Origin of the sequence: Streptomyces sp. (assembly GCF_036524955.1) — a bacterium.
In the GTDB taxonomy this organism is placed as follows: Bacteria; Actinomycetota; Actinomycetes; order Streptomycetales; family Streptomycetaceae; genus Actinacidiphila.
Map to the genome: position 1 here is coordinate 1 of NZ_DATDBG010000018.1, position 14,885 is coordinate 14,885.

Here is a 14,885-nt window from a genome sequence, read left to right on the forward strand (position 1 = left end):
GCGGGGCCGGCGCGGGCGGTGTCGGCCATGACACCGGCGGCGACGGCACGCTCGCGGCGCCGCGGCTGCCCGGCGGTTCGCGGGTCGAGCGCCGCCGACTGGCCCGCAAGGTCAAGCGGAAGCGCCGCCGTTCACTCGCCAGGGAAGTGCCGATCCTGGTCACGGTGGCGCTGCTGATCGCGCTGGTGCTCAAGACCTTCCTGCTGCAGGCGTTCGTCATCCCGTCCGGGTCGATGGAGCAGACCATCCGGATCGGCGACCGGGTGCTGGTCGACAAATTGACTCCGTGGTTCGGCGCCGAGCCGCACCGAGGCGACGTGGTCGTCTTCAAGGACCCCGGCGGCTGGCTCGCCAGCGAACCCAGGCCGAAGTCGGACCCGGTGGTCGTCAAGCAGGTGAAGGAGTTCTTCACCTTCATCGGGCTGTTTCCCGCCACGGGCGAACAGGACCTGATCAAGCGGGTGATCGGGGTCGGCGGCGACACCGTGGCCTGCTGCGACCAGGAGGGCCGGATCACCGTCAACGGCACGCCGTTGACCGAGTCGTACATCAACGCCGGCGACCGCCCCTCCGAGATGAAGTTCACCGTCCACGTGCCCCGGGGACGCCTGTGGGTGATGGGCGACCACCGCTCCGACTCGGCCGACTCGCGTTTCCACACCCGTATGCCCGGTGGGGGCACGGTCCCGCTGAACCTGGTGGTCGGACGGGCCTTCGTGATCGCCTGGCCGGTCGGCCACTGGCGCCGGCTGCCGGAGCCGGGTACGTATGCCTCGGTGCCCGACCCCCAGGCGGGGGACACCACGGCCGCAGGTGCGGCCACTAGGGTGGGCCGGGCCAACAACGGACAAAGAACGAGTCGGCTACCGACCCCTGCGGAACTCGCGCTCGTTATGGGAGTGGTGGGCCTGCGCCGGAAACGGGGTAGGCGGCGGTCTGGAGTGAGGAGTGGATGTGGGGGACCTGGTGGTCGGCGCACGGTCTGGATCCGGCGAGCCCGAGAAGGGGGATGCCGAGGTACCACCTGCGTCCCCGGTGCCCCATGGGCCCTCCACGGGCATGGAGGAGGCCGGCGGCGTGACCGAGGACGCGGCTCCCGGGCACGCGGTCGTGACGCGGCACGGCGAGGGCGGCGCGCACAGTGCACCCGGCTCCCCCAGGGGCCACGTCGGCGACGGCTCCCCCGGAGATGAGGCCCCGCCGGCGGACCCCGCGGGCCCGGCCGGCCCGGCGGGACCCGGCGACGGCGCGCAGCCCGGCAGGCCCGTACCCGCGCCCGGTCGCAAGCAGCGTTCCTTCTGGAAGGAGCTGCCGCTGCTCGTCGGCATCGCGCTGATCCTCGCCCTGCTGATCAAGACCTTCCTCGTCCAGGCGTTCTCCATCCCCTCGGACTCGATGCAGAACACCTTGCAGCAGGGCGACCGGGTCCTGGTCGACAAATTGACTCCCTGGTTCGGCTCCGAACCGAGCCGCGGCGAGGTCGTCGTCTTCCACGACCCGGGCGGCTGGCTGCCGGAGAACCCGCCGACGAGCGCCAACCCCTTGGTCCGCGGCCTGCAGACCGGCCTGAGCTTCGTCGGCCTGATGCCGTCGGCCGATGAGAAGGACCTGATCAAGCGGGTGATCGGGGTCGGCGGTGACACCGTGGAGTGCGATGGCCCCGGGCCGCTGAAGGTCAACGGGCGGGCGCTCGACGAGCCGTACGTCTACCCGGGCGACACTGCCTGCAGCACACAGGTGTCGTTCAAGATCACCGTGCCCGAGGGCCGGATCTGGGTGATGGGCGACCACCGCCAGAACTCGCTGGACTCGCGGTTCCACCGGGAGCTGCCCGGCGGCGGCACCGTCGCCGACAGGGACGTGGTCGGACGCGCCATCGTCGTTGCCTGGCCGGTCAACCGCTGGGACACCCTCTCCATCCCCGCGACCTTCTCGCAGCCCGGGATCAATGTGATCTCCGCCGGCGTCCCGTCCGCGGCGGGCCTGGCCGGGGCGTTGCCGCTGGTGCTGATGCGCAGGCGGCGGCTGCTGAGGAAGGCGGAGGGGAACGGCGGCGCGGGTGTCGGCGCCGTGGCGGGTGTCGTCGCCGGCGCGGGGGCCGTGGTCGGCGGCCGGGCCGAGCCCGTTGGCGGTGACGAGACCGCTGCGGAGGGCTGACCTTCGGCGTACCGCCGGGTAGGGTTCCGGTCCATGAGTGCCACGAGCAGCAGCACCGGTGCGATACGCGGTGTGCCGGGCCGGGGCGGCGCGGCCGGAGCCGGCGGGCGGGTCGGACGTACCGTGTCCGGGCTGGTCGTAGCGCTGGGGAGCGTGCTGTTCCTGGGCGGATTCGTGTGGGCGGCGGTGGTGTACCGGCCGTACACCGTGCCGACCGACTCGATGCGGCCCACCGTGCGCCCCGGCGACAAGGTGCTCGCCCAGCATGTCCCGGGGTCGGCGGTGCACCGCGGTGACGTCGTGGTCTTCAAGGACGAACTGTGGGGCGACGTGCCCATGGTCAAGCGGGTGATCGGCGTCGGCGGCGACACCGTTTCCTGCTGCGACCGGCAGGGCCGGCTGCTGGTCAACGGCAAACCGGTCGCGGAAGGATATCTGCACGGGGGCGGGCCCGCCTCGCTGGCGGAATTCACGACCACCGTGCCCAAGGGTGAACTGTTCCTGCTGGGCGACAACCGGGCGGTCTCCGAGGACTCCCGCATCCACCTCCAGGACGCCGAGGGCGGCTCCGTCCCGGCGGGCGAGGTCCGGGCCCGGGTGGACGCCACCGCGTGGCCCTTGGGGCGCCTGGGCATGGTGGCCCGCACTTCGGCCTTCGACGCGCTGCCGGGCGGCGGGGCGTCACCGCAGGGGCCGCTGCGCCTGCTCACCGTCCTGATCACCGCAGGCGCCGCGCTCATCCTGGGCGGAGCGGCGTACGGCCCGGTGGCGAAGGTGACGGCGATGGCGAAGGCGCGTCCGGCGGCGGAGCGTGTGAGGCGGCGGCGATGAGCGCGGTCCGCCGCCGCGTGTCCCGGGTGGTACTGCTCGACCCGGCCGACCGCATCCTGCTGCTGCACGGATTCGACCCGGCCACACCGGAGGTGACCTGGTGGTTCACCCCGGGCGGTGGGGTGGAGGAGGGGGAGAGCCTGGCGGAGGCCGCGCTGCGGGAGGTCGCCGAGGAGACCGGCATCAAGGATGTGCGGCTGGGCCCCGTACTGTGGGAGCGAACCTGTTCCTTCCGGTTCGACGGACGCCGCTGGGAGCAGGACGAGTGGTACTACCTGGGCCGCACCGATACGGTCGGCGTGGACACCAGCGGGCAGACCGATCTCGAACGCCGCAGTGTGACCTCGCTTCGCTGGTGGACCTGCGAGGAACTGCTCCGCACTCGTGAGACGGTGTATCCCATCAGGCTCGCCGGGCTGCTGCGCACGCTGCTCGACGAAGGACCCCCGCTATCCCCGATCCCCCTGGGGACGGAGCGCGACTGACGCACAATGGGGGCACGTACGGTTGAAGGGGAACATGCCATGAGCGCCGAGGACCTCGAGAAATACGAGACCGAGATGGAGCTGAAGCTCTACCGGGAGTACCGCGACGTCGTTGGCCTGTTCAAGTACGTGATCGAGACCGAGCGCCGTTTCTACCTCACCAACGACTACGAGATGCAGGTGCACTCGGTCCAGGGCGAGGTGTTCTTCGAGGTCTCGATGGCCGACGCGTGGGTGTGGGACATGTACCGGCCGGCCCGGTTCGTGAAGCAGGTGCGGGTGCTCACGTTCAAGGACGTGAACATCGAGGAACTGAACAAGGCGGATCTGGACCTGCCGTCGGACGAATCGGGATTCAGCGGCTGAGCCGGGGCCGCAGCCACCCGCGACGGTCCAGGGGCTGGGTTGTCCACAGGCCGGGTTGACCGCGGTGTGGGGTTGTCCACAGGGCGGACGGCAAGATCATCCTGCACGGGCCGCGCTCTGTCACAGTGAGTGACGGAGGTGGTACCCATGAACGCGCGAGGTGCGCTGGGGCGGTACGGCGAGGACGTGGCGGCACGCACGCTGCGGGACGCCGGGCTGACCGTGCTGGACCGGAACTGGCGGTGCGGGCGCCGCGGCGAGATCGACATTCTGGCGTCCGAAGGGGACGCCCTCGTGGTGTGCGAGGTGAAGACCCGCCGCGAAGGGGACTTCCAGCACCCCATGGCGGCCCTCACTCCTGACAAGGTCGCCCGCCTGCGGTCCCTCGCCGAACGCTGGACCGCGGAACACGGCGGCGCGCCCCCGGGCGGCGTCCGCATCGACCTGGTCGGCGTCATCCTGCCCGCGCGCGGCGCGGCCCGCGTCGAGCACGTGCGGGGGGTGGCGTGATGGGATTCGCCCGTACGTGCTCGGTGGCGCTGGTCGGCGTCGAGGGAGTGGTCGTCGAGGTCCAGGCCGACCTCGAACCCGGCGTCGCCGCGTTCGCCCTCGTCGGCCTGCCCGACAAGAGCCTCGTCGAGAGCCGCGACCGGGTCCGCGCCGCGATCGTCAACAGCGGCGAGACCTGGCCGCAGAAGAAACTCACCGTCGGGCTCAGTCCGGCATCGGTGCCCAAAGGCGGCTCGGGCTTCGATCTCGCCGTCGCGTGCGCGGTGCTCGCCGCGGGCGGCCGGATCGCCCCCAAGGCCATCGCCGACCTGATGATGATCGGCGAACTCGGACTGGACGGCCGGGTGCGCCCGGTCCGCGGGGTACTGCCCGCCGTCCTCGCCGCGTCCGACGCCGGCTACCGGCACGTGGTCGTACCCGAGCGCACCACCGCCGAGGCGTCCCTCGTCCCCGGTGTCTCCGTGCTCGGCATCCGCAGCCTGCGGCAACTCGTCGCGGTCCTCAACGACGAACCGGTCCCGGAGGAGGACGAGGACGGCGCCGACGCCGACGGGCGGCCCGACCCCATGCTCGCCGGGCTCACCGTGCCCGGCGGAGGCGTCGGCACGGGCCTCGCCACCCTCGGCGGCGGCCCGTCCGGCCCGGGCGGCGGCGAGGCCGGCTTCCAGGGCGGCCCCGACATGGCGGACGTCGCCGGGCAGCGGGTCGCCCGCCTCGCCCTGGAGGTCGCCGCGGCCGGCGGACACCACATCTACCTCAAAGGCCCGCCGGGCGCCGGCAAGACGATGCTCGCCGAGCGGCTGCCCGGGATCCTGCCCCCGCTGACCCGGCAGGAGTCCCTGGAGGTCACCGCCGTCCACTCGGTGGCCGGCATCCTCCCGCCGGGCCGGCCCCTGGTCGACACGCCGCCCTACTGCGCACCCCACCACTCGGCGACCATGCCCTCACTGGTCGGCGGCGGCAGCGGCCTGCCCCGCCCCGGTGCGGTGTCGTTGGCACACCGAGGGGTCCTCTTCCTCGACGAGGCTCCCGAATTCAGCGGACAGGTGCTCGACGCCCTGCGGCAGCCACTGGAGTCGGGGCACGTGGTGGTGGCCCGGGCCGCCGGGGTGATGCGGCTCCCGGCCCGTTTCATGCTCGTGCTGGCAGCCAACCCCTGCCCCTGCGGGCGGTACTCCATGATCGCCGGCGGCTGCGACTGCTCACCCACCGCGATCCGCCGCTACCAGTCGCGGCTCTCCGGGCCGCTGCTGGACCGGGTCGACCTGCGCGTCGAGGTGGAGGCGGTCAGCCGCAGCGACCTCATCGGCCACGGGGCGGGCGAGTCGACCGCCGTGATCGCCGCCCGGGTGGGAGAGGCCCGCGCCCGGGCCGCCGCCCGCTACCGCGACACCCGGTGGCGCGCCAACAGCGAAGTCCCCGGCCACGAAATGCGCACCCGCTGGCACGTCGCCCCCGGCGCCCTCCAAGCCGCGGAACGCGACATGGAACGCGGCCTGCTCACCGCCCGCGGCCTCGACCGCGTCCTCCGCGTCGCCTGGACCCTCGCCGACCTGGCCGGCCATCCCCGCCCCGACGCGGGGGACGTCCTCACCGCCCTCCAACTCCGCACCGGCATCAGCCGGGGCGTGGCGATGGCAGGAGGGGCGTGATGGCGGAGACCGCGGAGGGCCGGGCGCCGCGAGCCGGCAGTGGGCCGCTGGGTGTGAACGGCGGGGCGCCCGGTGCGGGGGAGCGGTCCGGAGCGGCCGACGGGGTACCGGGCGCGGGGAAGCCGCCGGGAGAGGGCGTGCCGTCGGAACGGGGCGGGCCGTCATGGCAGGGCGCGACCGGCGGTGACACCGCCGGCGGCGAGGCCGCGCTGCGGCTGGCCTATGAGCGAGGGCTGACCGGCGGGGTCCTCGGGGACCTCGGGGTTCTCGGGCCCGGGAGCGGGAGCATCGCGGGGTGGGATGAGCGGCTGGCGCGGGTCGCGTTGACGCGGGTGGCCGACCCCGGGGACGCGGTGATGGGGCGAGCCGTGCGGGAGCGGGGCGCACGGGAAGCATTACGGGCCGCACGCGACGGCCACGCGCTGCCCGGGGCGACTCCGCGGCGGACCGAGAACTACGCGATCAAGGCCGCCCGCATGGACCCCCTGGCCGACCTGGCCGCCGCCCACCGGGCCGGAGGCCGCTTCGTGTGCCCGGGCGACGGGGACTGGCCCGGGCAACTCGACGACCTCGGGGACGAGCGGCCGTACGGGCTGTGGGTACGCGGCCGGCCGTCCCTGCGGCTGTGGGCCCTTCGGTCCGTGGCGGTGGTCGGCGCCCGCGCCTGCACGGACTACGGGGCCCACATGGCGGCCCGGCTCGGCGCGGGGCTCGCCGCCGCGGGGTGGGTCGTGGTCTCCGGCGCGGCATACGGCGTGGACGGCGCCGTGCACCGCGGCGCGTTGGCGGCGGGCGGCGCCACGATCGGGGTGGTGGCCAGCGGCGTCGACGTACCGTACCCCCGGGGCAACGCCGAGTTGATCGGTCACATCGCCGAACGCGGCCTGCTGATCGGCGAGTTGCCGCCCGGTGATCATCCGACCCGGATCAGGTTCGTGCTGCGGAACCGGGTGATCGCCGCCCTCACCCGCGGCACCGTCGTGGTCGAGGCCCGCTACCGCAGCGGCTCCCTCATCACCGCCCGCCGCGCCGCCCGGCTCGGCCGGGTCACGATGGGCGTGCCGGGCCCCTGTACCAGCGGGCTGTCGGAAGGCGTGCACGAACTCCTGCGCGGCGACGCGGTCGTGGTCACCGACGCCGCCGAAGTCATCGAGATGGTCGGCAGTATCGGCGCCGACCTCGCCCCCGACCGGCGCGGCCCCGTACTGCCACGGGACCTGCTCCATCCGGCCACCGCGCGGGTCCTCGACGCACTGCCCGGGCGCGGCGACGCCGCCGACGAGGACATCGCCCACGCCGCCGGCGCGACCAGGGCCGACACGCTCGGACGTCTTCACGAGTTGCAGGCCCTCGGCTTCGTCGAACGCGACTCCGGCCGGTGGAAGTTGGTCCGTACCGCACGGGACGGGCCTCCACCCCGCGTCCGTTGACGCTATCGACACACCATCAGGTGACAGGAAAGCGCGGTGACCTGCGGCGACCGCAGGAGCATCCGCAGGCCTCCGCCCGACCCAGCATCATTGGCCCCAGGGTCCGGCCGCCCACCCCAGGTCGGACCCCGCGCCCCGTACGGTGACCCCGCACCCGCAGAGGAACGTATCTGCGCATGTCCCCCACGGGCGCCACAGCTATCAGCGACAGGATGGTCACGCTACGCTCGCGAAGGCTCTTTTCCCCACCCCCGTCACGGCAGAACGGCTCACAACGACGCATGCCCCAGCACACCCCCGGGTCCGAAAGGGCGACGGCAGCGACCGCCTCCCGCACCACCACTCGGCCCGCCGCCCCCACTTCGCTCGACGCGCTGTGGCGGACCTACAAGGCCACCGGGGACGCCAGGCTGCGGGAACAGCTGATCCTGCACTACTCGCCGCTGGTGAAGTACGTCGCGGGCCGCGTCAGTGTGGGACTTCCGGCCAACGTGGAACAGGCCGACTTCGTGTCGTCCGGAGTGTTCGGACTCATCGACGCCATCGAGAAGTTCGACCCCGACCGCGCCATCAAGTTCGAGACCTACGCGATCACCAGAATCCGCGGCGCCATGATCGACGAACTACGCGCGCTGGACTGGATCCCCCGCTCCGTCCGGCAGAAGGCCCGCGCCGTGGAACGCGCCTACGCCACGCTGGAAGCCAAGCTCCGCCGCACCCCCACCGAGCCCGAGGTCGCCGCCGAGATGGGCGTCGGCCTGGAAGAACTGCACGGCGTCTTCAGCGCGTTGTCGCTCGCCAACGTGGTCGCCCTGGAAGAACTCCTGCACGTCGGCATCGAAGGCGGCGACCGGCTCAGCCTCGTCGACACCCTGGAGGACACCGGCGCCGACGACCCCGTCGAGGTCGCCGAGGACCGCGAACTGCGGCGACTGCTCGCCCGCGCTGTCAGTACCCTGCCCGAACGCGAGAAGACCGTTGTCACCCTCTACTACTACGAAGGCCTCACTCTGGCCGAGATCGGCCAGGTCCTCGGAGTCACGGAGAGCAGGGTCAGCCAGATCCACACCAAGTCCGTGCTCCAACTACGGGCAAAGCTCGCCGACGTCGGCCGGTGAGACGGCCCACTGTCTACAGTGGGGGGATGCCCAGGATTCGAGCGGCCTCGGTGGCCGAACACCGGACGATGCAGCGCCAGGCCCTGCTGGACGCCGCACGTTCGCTGCTGTCCGAGGGCGGCACGGAAGCACTGACCTTCCCTGCCCTCGCCGAGCGCACCGGACTCGCGCGCTCCTCGGTCTACGAGTACTTCCGCTCCCGCGCGGCCGTCGTCGAAGCGCTGTGCGCCGCCGACTTCCCCGTCTGGGCCGCAGAGGTCGAAGCCGCCATGGAGGCCGCGCGGACGCCCGAGGCGAAGATCGAGGCGTACGTCAGAACCCAGCTCGACCTCGTCGGTGACCGCCGTCACCGCGCCGTCGTCGCCATCTCCGCCGGCGAACTCGACGCCGGTGCCCGGGAGAAGATCCGCGCCGCCCACGGCGCCCTGGTTTCCCTGGTCGTCGCCGCCCTCGCCGCCCTCGGCCACTCCGAACCCCGCCTCACGGCGATGCTCCTCCAGGGCATTGTCGACGCCGCCGTCCGCCGCATCGACCTCGGCGCCGCCGAACCGCCCACGGACATCGTGACCGCCGCGGTCACCATGGCCCTCCGCGGCGTCACTCCCTAGTCACTCCCCAGGGGGCCTCCCCCCGCCCCCTCCCCACCCGCCCCCGCCCCTGCCACGCCCCCTGTCACGTCCCGCGACCACCCCCGTGCACCGGCAGCAGCCGGGACCGGCCCGGTTGCCGGAGGGAAGAGGGGAGGAGGGAGAGCGGGTCGAGGTAGGTGCCGTCGTCCCGGAGGAGGCCCCAGTGGAGGCAGGGGACCGGGCAGTGGGGGACGGGCGAGCCGGCCACGGTGCCGAGGCGGGCTCCGGCCGGGACGCGGGTCCCGAGGAGGAGGTCGGCGCGGACGGGTTGGTAGGTGGTCCGCAGGCCGCCGGCGTGCCGGAGGACGAGTACGGGGGTGCCGGCGACCCGGCCGGTGAAGGTGACCTCGCCCGGGGCCGCCGCCCGCACCGGTGCCGCGGGGGCGGCGGACAGGTCGACGCCCCGGTGGCCCGCGGACCAGGGGGTGGGCGGCGGCTCGAAGGCGCGGAGGACGCCCGGGCGCGCCCGGGCCCCCGGACCCGTCACCGGCCAGCACCGCGCCTGCGGGCCAGGCGGCCCCGCGCACCCGACTCCACCCGCACCGGTACCCGCAGGCGCGCCCGTACTCGTCGTCGGACCGGTACCCGGCACCGGACCCGCGCCCGTCACCGCATCCGCAGCCGCACCGCCCGGCACCCCACCTGCACCTGACACCCCACCCCCACCCGGCATCCCCCCCGGCACCCCGGCCCCGCCCGGGAAACCCGCAGCCGTCAGGGCCGCTGTCGTCGCCAGGACCGTGAACCACATCGTCGTGAATGTCATGGGACGACGATCCCGCACTTCGGGGCTCGCGGGATGATCATGGTGCTGGCCTGTGGACAACTCCGGTGTCGCCCGGTGCTCCACCCGTCCCGTACAATTTCTCTGGCGATTCGGGTCACCGGATCGACTTCGCACGCCCCGCCACCCAACCCTTCGCCGGGGCGGTGGCCGCGCCCCTCGGTCCCGGAGGATTCCCCTTCGTGGCACGGCGCGCCGGGGCGTCAGGCGCGGCCGCCGTCCGGTGGTCGCGATAACCGAGCACCTCAAGGAGTACGGCCATGGCCGTCGTCACGATGCGGGAGCTGCTGGAGAGCGGCGTCCACTTCGGGCACCAGACCCGCCGCTGGAACCCGAAGATGAAGCGCTTCATCTTCACCGAGCGCAACGGCATCTACATCATCGACCTGCTCCAGTCGCTGTCGTACATCGACCGCGCCTACGAGTTCGTCAAGGAGACCGTCGCGCACGGCGGTTCCATCATGTTCGTCGGCACCAAGAAGCAGGCGCAGGAGGCCATCGCCGAGCAGGCGTCCCGCGTCGGCATGCCGTATGTCAACCAGCGCTGGCTGGGTGGCATGCTCACCAACTTCTCGACCGTCTACAAGCGCCTGCAGCGCCTGAAGGAGCTCGAGGAGATCGACTTCGAGGATGTGGCCGCCTCCGGCCTCACCAAGAAGGAGCTCCTGGTCCTCTCCCGTGAGAAGGAGAAGCTGGAGAAGACCCTCGGCGGTATCCGCGAGATGCAGAAGGTGCCCAGCGCGGTCTGGATCGTGGACACCAAGAAGGAGCACATCGCCGTCGGCGAGGCACGCAAGCTCCGTATCCCGGTCGTCGCGATCCTCGACACCAACTGCGACCCCGACGAGGTCGACTACAAGATCCCGGGCAACGACGACGCGATCCGTTCCGTCACGCTGCTCACCCGCGTGATCGCCGACGCCGTCGCCGAGGGCCTCATCGCCCGTTCCGGCGCCGCGCTCGGCGACAAGAAGGCCGAAGGCGCCGCGGAACCGCTCGCCGAGTGGGAGCGGGACCTGCTGGAGGGCGAGAAGAAGGCCGACGAGACCCCGGCCGCCGACGCGCCCGCCGCTGAGGCTCCGGCCGCCGAGCCCGCCCCGGCCGCCGAGGCCGGCACCGAGCAGGCCTGAGCCCGAGCGGCAATCCGTACGGCAGCCGTGCGCCGGACGACCGTGAGCACGGCCAGGTACGACGCGTACGACGAGAACCACGCGTGACGACGGCGGGGGCGTGACGCCCCCGCCGTTCACCCGTAGATCCACCGACCATTCGGGAAGAGACTCAAACCCATGGCGAACTTCACCGCCGCCGACGTCAAGAAGCTCCGCGAGCTGACCGCCGCGGGCATGATGGACTGCAAGAACGCCCTCACCGAGGCCGATGGCGACCTGGAAAAGGCCGTCGAGATCCTCCGCGTCAAGGGCCAGAAGGGTGTCACCAAGCGCGAGGGCCGCTCGGCCTCCAACGGCGCCGTGGTCTCCCTGATCTCCGCCGACAACTCCGAGGGTGTCCTCGTCGAGCTGAAGTGCGAGACCGACTTCGTCGCCAAGGGCGACAAGTTCGTCGCCGCCGCGGACGAGATCGCCGCCCACGTCGCCGCCAGCAAGCCGGCCGGCATCGAGGCACTGCTCGCCTCCGAGATCAAGCCCGGTCAGACCGTCCAGGCGTACGTGGACGAGGCCAACGCCACCCTCGGCGAGAAGATCGTGCTCGACCGCTTCGCCCAGTTCACCGACGGCTACGTCGCCTCCTACCTGCACCGCACCAGCCCGGACCTGCCCCCGCAGGTCGGTGTCCTGGTCGAGCTGGACAAGGCGGACGCGCAGGTCGCCAAGGACGTCGCGCAGCACATCGCCGCGTTCGCCCCGAAGTACCTGACCCGCGACGAGATCGACGCCGACACCGTCGAGAACGAGCGCCGGGTCGCCGAGGCCACCGCCCGCGAGGAGGGCAAGCCCGACGCCGCCCTGCCGCGGATCGTCGAGGGCCGGGTCAACGGCTTCTTCAAGGAGAACGTGGTCCTTGAGCAGGCGTTCGCCAAGGACCCCAAGAAGACCGTCCAGAAGGTCCTGGACGAGGCCGGCGTCACGCTCAAGCGTTTCGCCCGCTTCCGCGTCGGCGTCTGACCCGGTCCGGCCCCACCCGGTCGTCCGACCGCAGGGCCGTCCGACCGCCGGGTCCGACTACCGAATGACCGACGGCCCGCTAGGGTCGTACGCGGTCGGCCGCCCGCCGGCCGGCCGCAGATGTGACGAGGAGGCCACTGCCGTACCGGGAACCCGTCAGGACCCACGGCAATGGCCTCCTTTGTACGTGCACGAGGAGCACCCCATGGACGAAGGCGCCGACCACCCCCGAGCCGACCACCCGAGCGCAGCCCGGCCCGCACCGGCCACCGCCCCCCGCAGCGGCGTCGCGCACCGCCGCTACCTGCTGAAGCTGTCCGGCGAGGCGTTCGCGGGCGGTGGGGGCCTCGGCGTCGACCCCGACGTCGTGCACGCCATCGCCCGGGAGATCGCCGCGGTCGTCAGGGACGGGTACGAGATCGCGCTCGTCGTCGGCGGCGGCAACTTCTTCCGCGGCGCCGAACTCCAGCAGCGCGGCATGGACCGGGCCCGCTCCGACTACATGGGCATGCTCGGCACCGTGATGAACTGCCTCGCCCTCCAGGACTTCCTGGAGAAGGAGGGCATCGAGACACGGGTGCAGACCGCGATCACCATGGGCCAGGTGGCCGAGCCGTACATCCCGCTGCGGGCCGTCCGGCACCTGGAGAAGGGCCGTGTCGTGATCTTCGGCGCGGGTATGGGCATGCCCTACTTCTCCACCGACACCACCGCCGCCCAGCGGGCCCTGGAGATCGACGCCGCGGCCCTGCTGATGGGCAAGAACGGGGTGGACGGGGTCTACGACTCCGACCCCAAGCACAATCCGGACGCGGTCATGTTCGACGTGCTGGAGTACGGCGAGGTCATCGGCCGCGACCTGCGGGTCGCCGACCTCACCGCGATCACCCTCTGCCAGGACAACAAACTGCCGATCCTGGTCTTCGAGCTGCTCGCCGAGGGCAACATCGCACGAGCCGTCAAGGGTGAGAAGATCGGCACACTCGTCAACGACCAGGGCACCCGGGCGTGACCGCGCCCGGGAACCCGGCGGCCGGCCCCCGTCCCGGGGCGTCCGGTGCCGGCTCGCCCGGCGCCGGGTCGTCCGGTTCGGGGATGGACAACACGCTGCCGGTCGGACACCGTGCAGGAAAGACGCGCGCAGGGGCCCCGACTGTGAGGCTCCGCCTTCCGAGTACCAGGAGCACATGGTGATTGAAGAGATCCTCCTCGAAGCCGAGGAGAAGATGGAGAAGGCTGTCGCCGTCGCCAAGGACGACTTCGCGGCGATCCGCACCGGCCGTGCGCACCCGGCGATGTTCAACAAGATCGTGGCCGAGTACTACGGCACGATCACCCCGATCAACCAGCTCGCCTCGTTCGCGGTGCCCGAGCCCCGGATGGCGGTGATCACCCCCTTCGACAGCAGCAGTCTGCGCAACATCGAAGAGGCGATCCGCAACTCCGACCTCGGCGTCAACCCGAGCAACGACGGCCGTATCATCCGGGTGGTCTTCCCGCAGCTCACCGAGGAACGCCGTCGGGAGTACATCAAGGTCGCCAAGACCAAGGGCGAGGACGCCAAGATCTCGATCCGCAGCGTCCGCCGCAAGGCCAAGGAGACCCTCGACAAGCTCGTCAAGGACGGCGAGACCGGCGAGGACGAGGTGCGCCGCGCGGAGAAGGAACTCGACGACACGACCTCGAAGTACGTGGCGCAGGTCGACGAACTGCTCAAGCACAAGGAAGCGGAACTGCTGGAGGTCTGACGGCCCCCGGCACCGGACGAACCACCCCACCCCCCGGCCGACACCGATGACGACGCGAGGCGAAGCTCCGTGAACGACTCTTCCTGGGGCGCTTCGCCACGCGCCGCCCACGCGGCGGGTTCCGCCATGGAAACCGGCGCCGGGAGGAAGACTCCTGGTATGCCACCGCAGCCGCCCGCCGAGCCGCCCCAGCCTGCCCCGGCCAAGAAGTCCGCAGGGCGTGACCTGCGGGCCGCGATAGGGGTCGGCGTCGGCCTCGGCGCCGTCCTCGTCGTCTCGCTCTTCTTCGTCAAGGCGGTCTTCGTCGGCGTCGTCGCCGCCGCCATCACGGTCGGCCTGTGGGAAATCACCTCCCGGTTCGCCGAGCGCAAGGGCATCCGGGTACCGCTCGTCCCCCTCGCGGCGGGCGGCGTCGCCATGGTCGTCGCCGCCTACGTGCGCGGCGCCGACGGCGCGTGGGTGGCGATGGCGCTCACCGCGCTCGCCGTCATGGTCTGGCGGATGACCCAGCCGCCCGAGAACTACCTGCGGGACGTCACCGCCGGTGTCTTCGCCGCCTTCTACGTGCCCTTCCTCGCCACCTTCGTGATGATGATGCTCGCCGCGGACGACGGCCCCCGCCGGGTGCTGACGTTTCTGCTGCTCACCGTCGTCAGCGACACCGGTGCGTACGCCATCGGCTGGCGCTTCGGCAGGCACCCCCTCGCCCCCCGCATCAGCCCCGGCAAGACCCGCGAGGGCCTGCTCGGCGCGATCGCCTTCGCGACGACCGCCGGCGCCCTGCTCATGCAGTACGTCATCGACGACGGCCAGTGGTGGCAGGGTCTTCTCCTCGGCCTCGCCGCGGCGGTCACCGCCACCCTCGGCGACCTCGGCGAATCCATGATCAAACGCGACCTTGGCATCAAGGACATGGGCACCCTCCTCCCGGGCCACGGCGGCATCATGGACCGCCTCGACTCCCTGCTCCCCACCGCGCCGGTGGTCTGGCTCCTGCTCGCGGCGTTCGTCGGCCAGGGCTGACGGGCGGTTCGAAGTCAGGCGGCAGG

15 protein-coding genes and 1 pseudogene are annotated in these 14,885 nt (G+C 72.1%); 15 read left to right on the top strand and 1 reads right to left on the bottom strand.

Annotated features, from left to right (window positions below; genetic code table 11):
* The 10 genes and pseudogenes from lepB (VIW71_RS01535) to VIW71_RS01580 form a co-directional block, all read left to right on the top strand.
* Window positions 1–1,193, top strand: a 1,193-nt coding sequence (gene lepB / locus VIW71_RS01535; protein WP_331619979.1) for a signal peptidase I, incomplete at its 5' end; no start/stop codon positions are given.
* On the top strand, window positions 1,078–2,157 hold the full coding sequence (lepB, locus tag VIW71_RS01540) for a signal peptidase I (RefSeq protein ID WP_331619980.1): 1,080 nt from the start codon (window positions 1,078–1,080) through the stop codon (window positions 2,155–2,157). The genes lepB (VIW71_RS01535) and lepB (VIW71_RS01540), both read left to right, overlap by 116 nt.
* Before the next feature lie 33 nt (window positions 2,158–2,190).
* Window positions 2,191–2,988, top strand: a complete 798-nt coding sequence (lepB, locus tag VIW71_RS01545; protein ID WP_331619981.1) for a signal peptidase I — start codon at window positions 2,191–2,193, stop codon at window positions 2,986–2,988.
* A complete protein-coding gene (locus tag VIW71_RS01550) occupies window positions 2,985–3,473 on the top strand; it encodes an NUDIX hydrolase (protein ID WP_331619983.1) in 489 nt (162 codons plus the stop codon). Before lepB (VIW71_RS01545) ends, VIW71_RS01550 begins: the two co-directional genes overlap by 4 nt.
* Window positions 3,474–3,512: 39 nt before the next feature.
* The gene (locus tag VIW71_RS01555) at window positions 3,513–3,839 is read left to right on the top strand and encodes a DUF2469 domain-containing protein (protein WP_331619984.1); all 327 of its coding nucleotides are present in this window, start codon (window positions 3,513–3,515) and stop codon (window positions 3,837–3,839) included.
* Between the two features lie 101 nt (window positions 3,840–3,940).
* Window positions 3,941–4,349, top strand: a pseudogene (locus tag VIW71_RS01560) (YraN family protein).
* Window positions 4,349–6,001: a YifB family Mg chelatase-like AAA ATPase gene (locus VIW71_RS01565; RefSeq protein ID WP_331619986.1), complete on the top strand. Its 1,653-nt coding sequence runs from the start codon at window positions 4,349–4,351 to the stop codon at window positions 5,999–6,001. Before VIW71_RS01560 ends, VIW71_RS01565 begins: the two are co-directional and overlap by 1 nt.
* Window positions 6,001–7,431 carry a DNA-processing protein DprA gene (dprA, locus tag VIW71_RS01570; RefSeq protein WP_331619987.1) on the top strand — a complete coding sequence of 477 codons (1,431 nt, stop codon included), beginning with the start codon at window positions 6,001–6,003 and terminating at the stop codon, window positions 7,429–7,431. The genes VIW71_RS01565 and dprA overlap by 1 nt, the downstream gene beginning before the upstream one ends.
* Window positions 7,432–7,712: 281 nt before the next feature.
* A complete protein-coding gene (whiG, locus tag VIW71_RS01575; RefSeq protein WP_331619988.1) occupies window positions 7,713–8,549 on the top strand; it encodes an RNA polymerase sigma factor WhiG in 837 nt (278 codons plus the stop codon).
* A gap of 50 nt (window positions 8,550–8,599) precedes the next feature.
* On the top strand, window positions 8,600–9,157 hold the full coding sequence (locus VIW71_RS01580; protein WP_331620019.1) for a TetR/AcrR family transcriptional regulator: 558 nt from the start codon (window positions 8,600–8,602) through the stop codon (window positions 9,155–9,157).
* A gap of 64 nt (window positions 9,158–9,221) precedes the next feature.
* Here the strand turns inward: VIW71_RS01580 and VIW71_RS01585 are convergent, their stop codons facing one another.
* Window positions 9,222–9,665 (bottom strand): peptidoglycan DD-metalloendopeptidase family protein, encoded by a 444-nt coding sequence (locus tag VIW71_RS01585; protein ID WP_331619989.1) that lies wholly within the window; start codon window positions 9,663–9,665, stop codon window positions 9,222–9,224.
* A 557-nt stretch (window positions 9,666–10,222) separates the two neighbouring features.
* Between VIW71_RS01585 and rpsB the strand changes: the two genes are divergently transcribed.
* The 5 genes from rpsB (at window position 10,223) to VIW71_RS01610 (ending at window position 14,859) form a co-directional block, all read left to right on the top strand.
* Window positions 10,223–11,092 (top strand): 30S ribosomal protein S2, encoded by an 870-nt coding sequence (rpsB, locus tag VIW71_RS01590; protein WP_331619990.1) that lies wholly within the window; start codon window positions 10,223–10,225, stop codon window positions 11,090–11,092.
* A 159-nt stretch (window positions 11,093–11,251) separates the two neighbouring features.
* On the top strand, window positions 11,252–12,088 hold the full coding sequence (gene tsf, locus VIW71_RS01595) for a translation elongation factor Ts (RefSeq protein WP_331619991.1): 837 nt from the start codon (window positions 11,252–11,254) through the stop codon (window positions 12,086–12,088).
* 205 nt (window positions 12,089–12,293) lie between these two features.
* Window positions 12,294–13,100, top strand: a complete 807-nt coding sequence (gene pyrH, locus VIW71_RS01600) for a UMP kinase (RefSeq protein WP_331619992.1) — start codon at window positions 12,294–12,296, stop codon at window positions 13,098–13,100.
* A 178-nt stretch (window positions 13,101–13,278) separates the two neighbouring features.
* A complete protein-coding gene (frr, locus tag VIW71_RS01605) occupies window positions 13,279–13,836 on the top strand; it encodes a ribosome recycling factor (protein ID WP_331620021.1) in 558 nt (185 codons plus the stop codon).
* A gap of 126 nt (window positions 13,837–13,962) precedes the next feature.
* On the top strand, window positions 13,963–14,859 hold the full coding sequence (locus VIW71_RS01610) for a phosphatidate cytidylyltransferase (RefSeq protein ID WP_331620022.1): 897 nt from the start codon (window positions 13,963–13,965) through the stop codon (window positions 14,857–14,859).
* The last annotated feature ends 26 nt before the right edge of the window (window positions 14,860–14,885 follow it).

Excerpts from the sequence above, each read along its gene's own strand:
- pyrH (WP_331619992.1), top strand. The coding sequence starts at position 12,294 with ATGGACGAAGGCGCCGACCACCCCCGAGCCGACCACCCGAGCGCAGCC.
- rpsB (WP_331619990.1), top strand. The coding sequence starts at position 10,223 with ATGGCCGTCGTCACGATGCGGGAGCTGCTGGAGAGCGGCGTCCACTTC.
- dprA (WP_331619987.1), top strand. The coding sequence starts at position 6,001 with ATGGCGGAGACCGCGGAGGGCCGGGCGCCGCGAGCCGGCAGTGGGCCG.
- VIW71_RS01550 (WP_331619983.1), top strand. The coding sequence starts at position 2,985 with ATGAGCGCGGTCCGCCGCCGCGTGTCCCGGGTGGTACTGCTCGACCCG.
- VIW71_RS01565 (WP_331619986.1), top strand. The coding sequence starts at position 4,349 with ATGGGATTCGCCCGTACGTGCTCGGTGGCGCTGGTCGGCGTCGAGGGA.
- VIW71_RS01610 (WP_331620022.1), top strand. The coding sequence starts at position 13,963 with ATGGAAACCGGCGCCGGGAGGAAGACTCCTGGTATGCCACCGCAGCCG.
- VIW71_RS01555 (WP_331619984.1), top strand. The coding sequence starts at position 3,513 with ATGAGCGCCGAGGACCTCGAGAAATACGAGACCGAGATGGAGCTGAAG.
- lepB (WP_331619981.1), top strand. The coding sequence starts at position 2,191 with ATGAGTGCCACGAGCAGCAGCACCGGTGCGATACGCGGTGTGCCGGGC.
- whiG (WP_331619988.1), top strand. The coding sequence starts at position 7,713 with ATGCCCCAGCACACCCCCGGGTCCGAAAGGGCGACGGCAGCGACCGCC.
- tsf (WP_331619991.1), top strand. The coding sequence starts at position 11,252 with ATGGCGAACTTCACCGCCGCCGACGTCAAGAAGCTCCGCGAGCTGACC.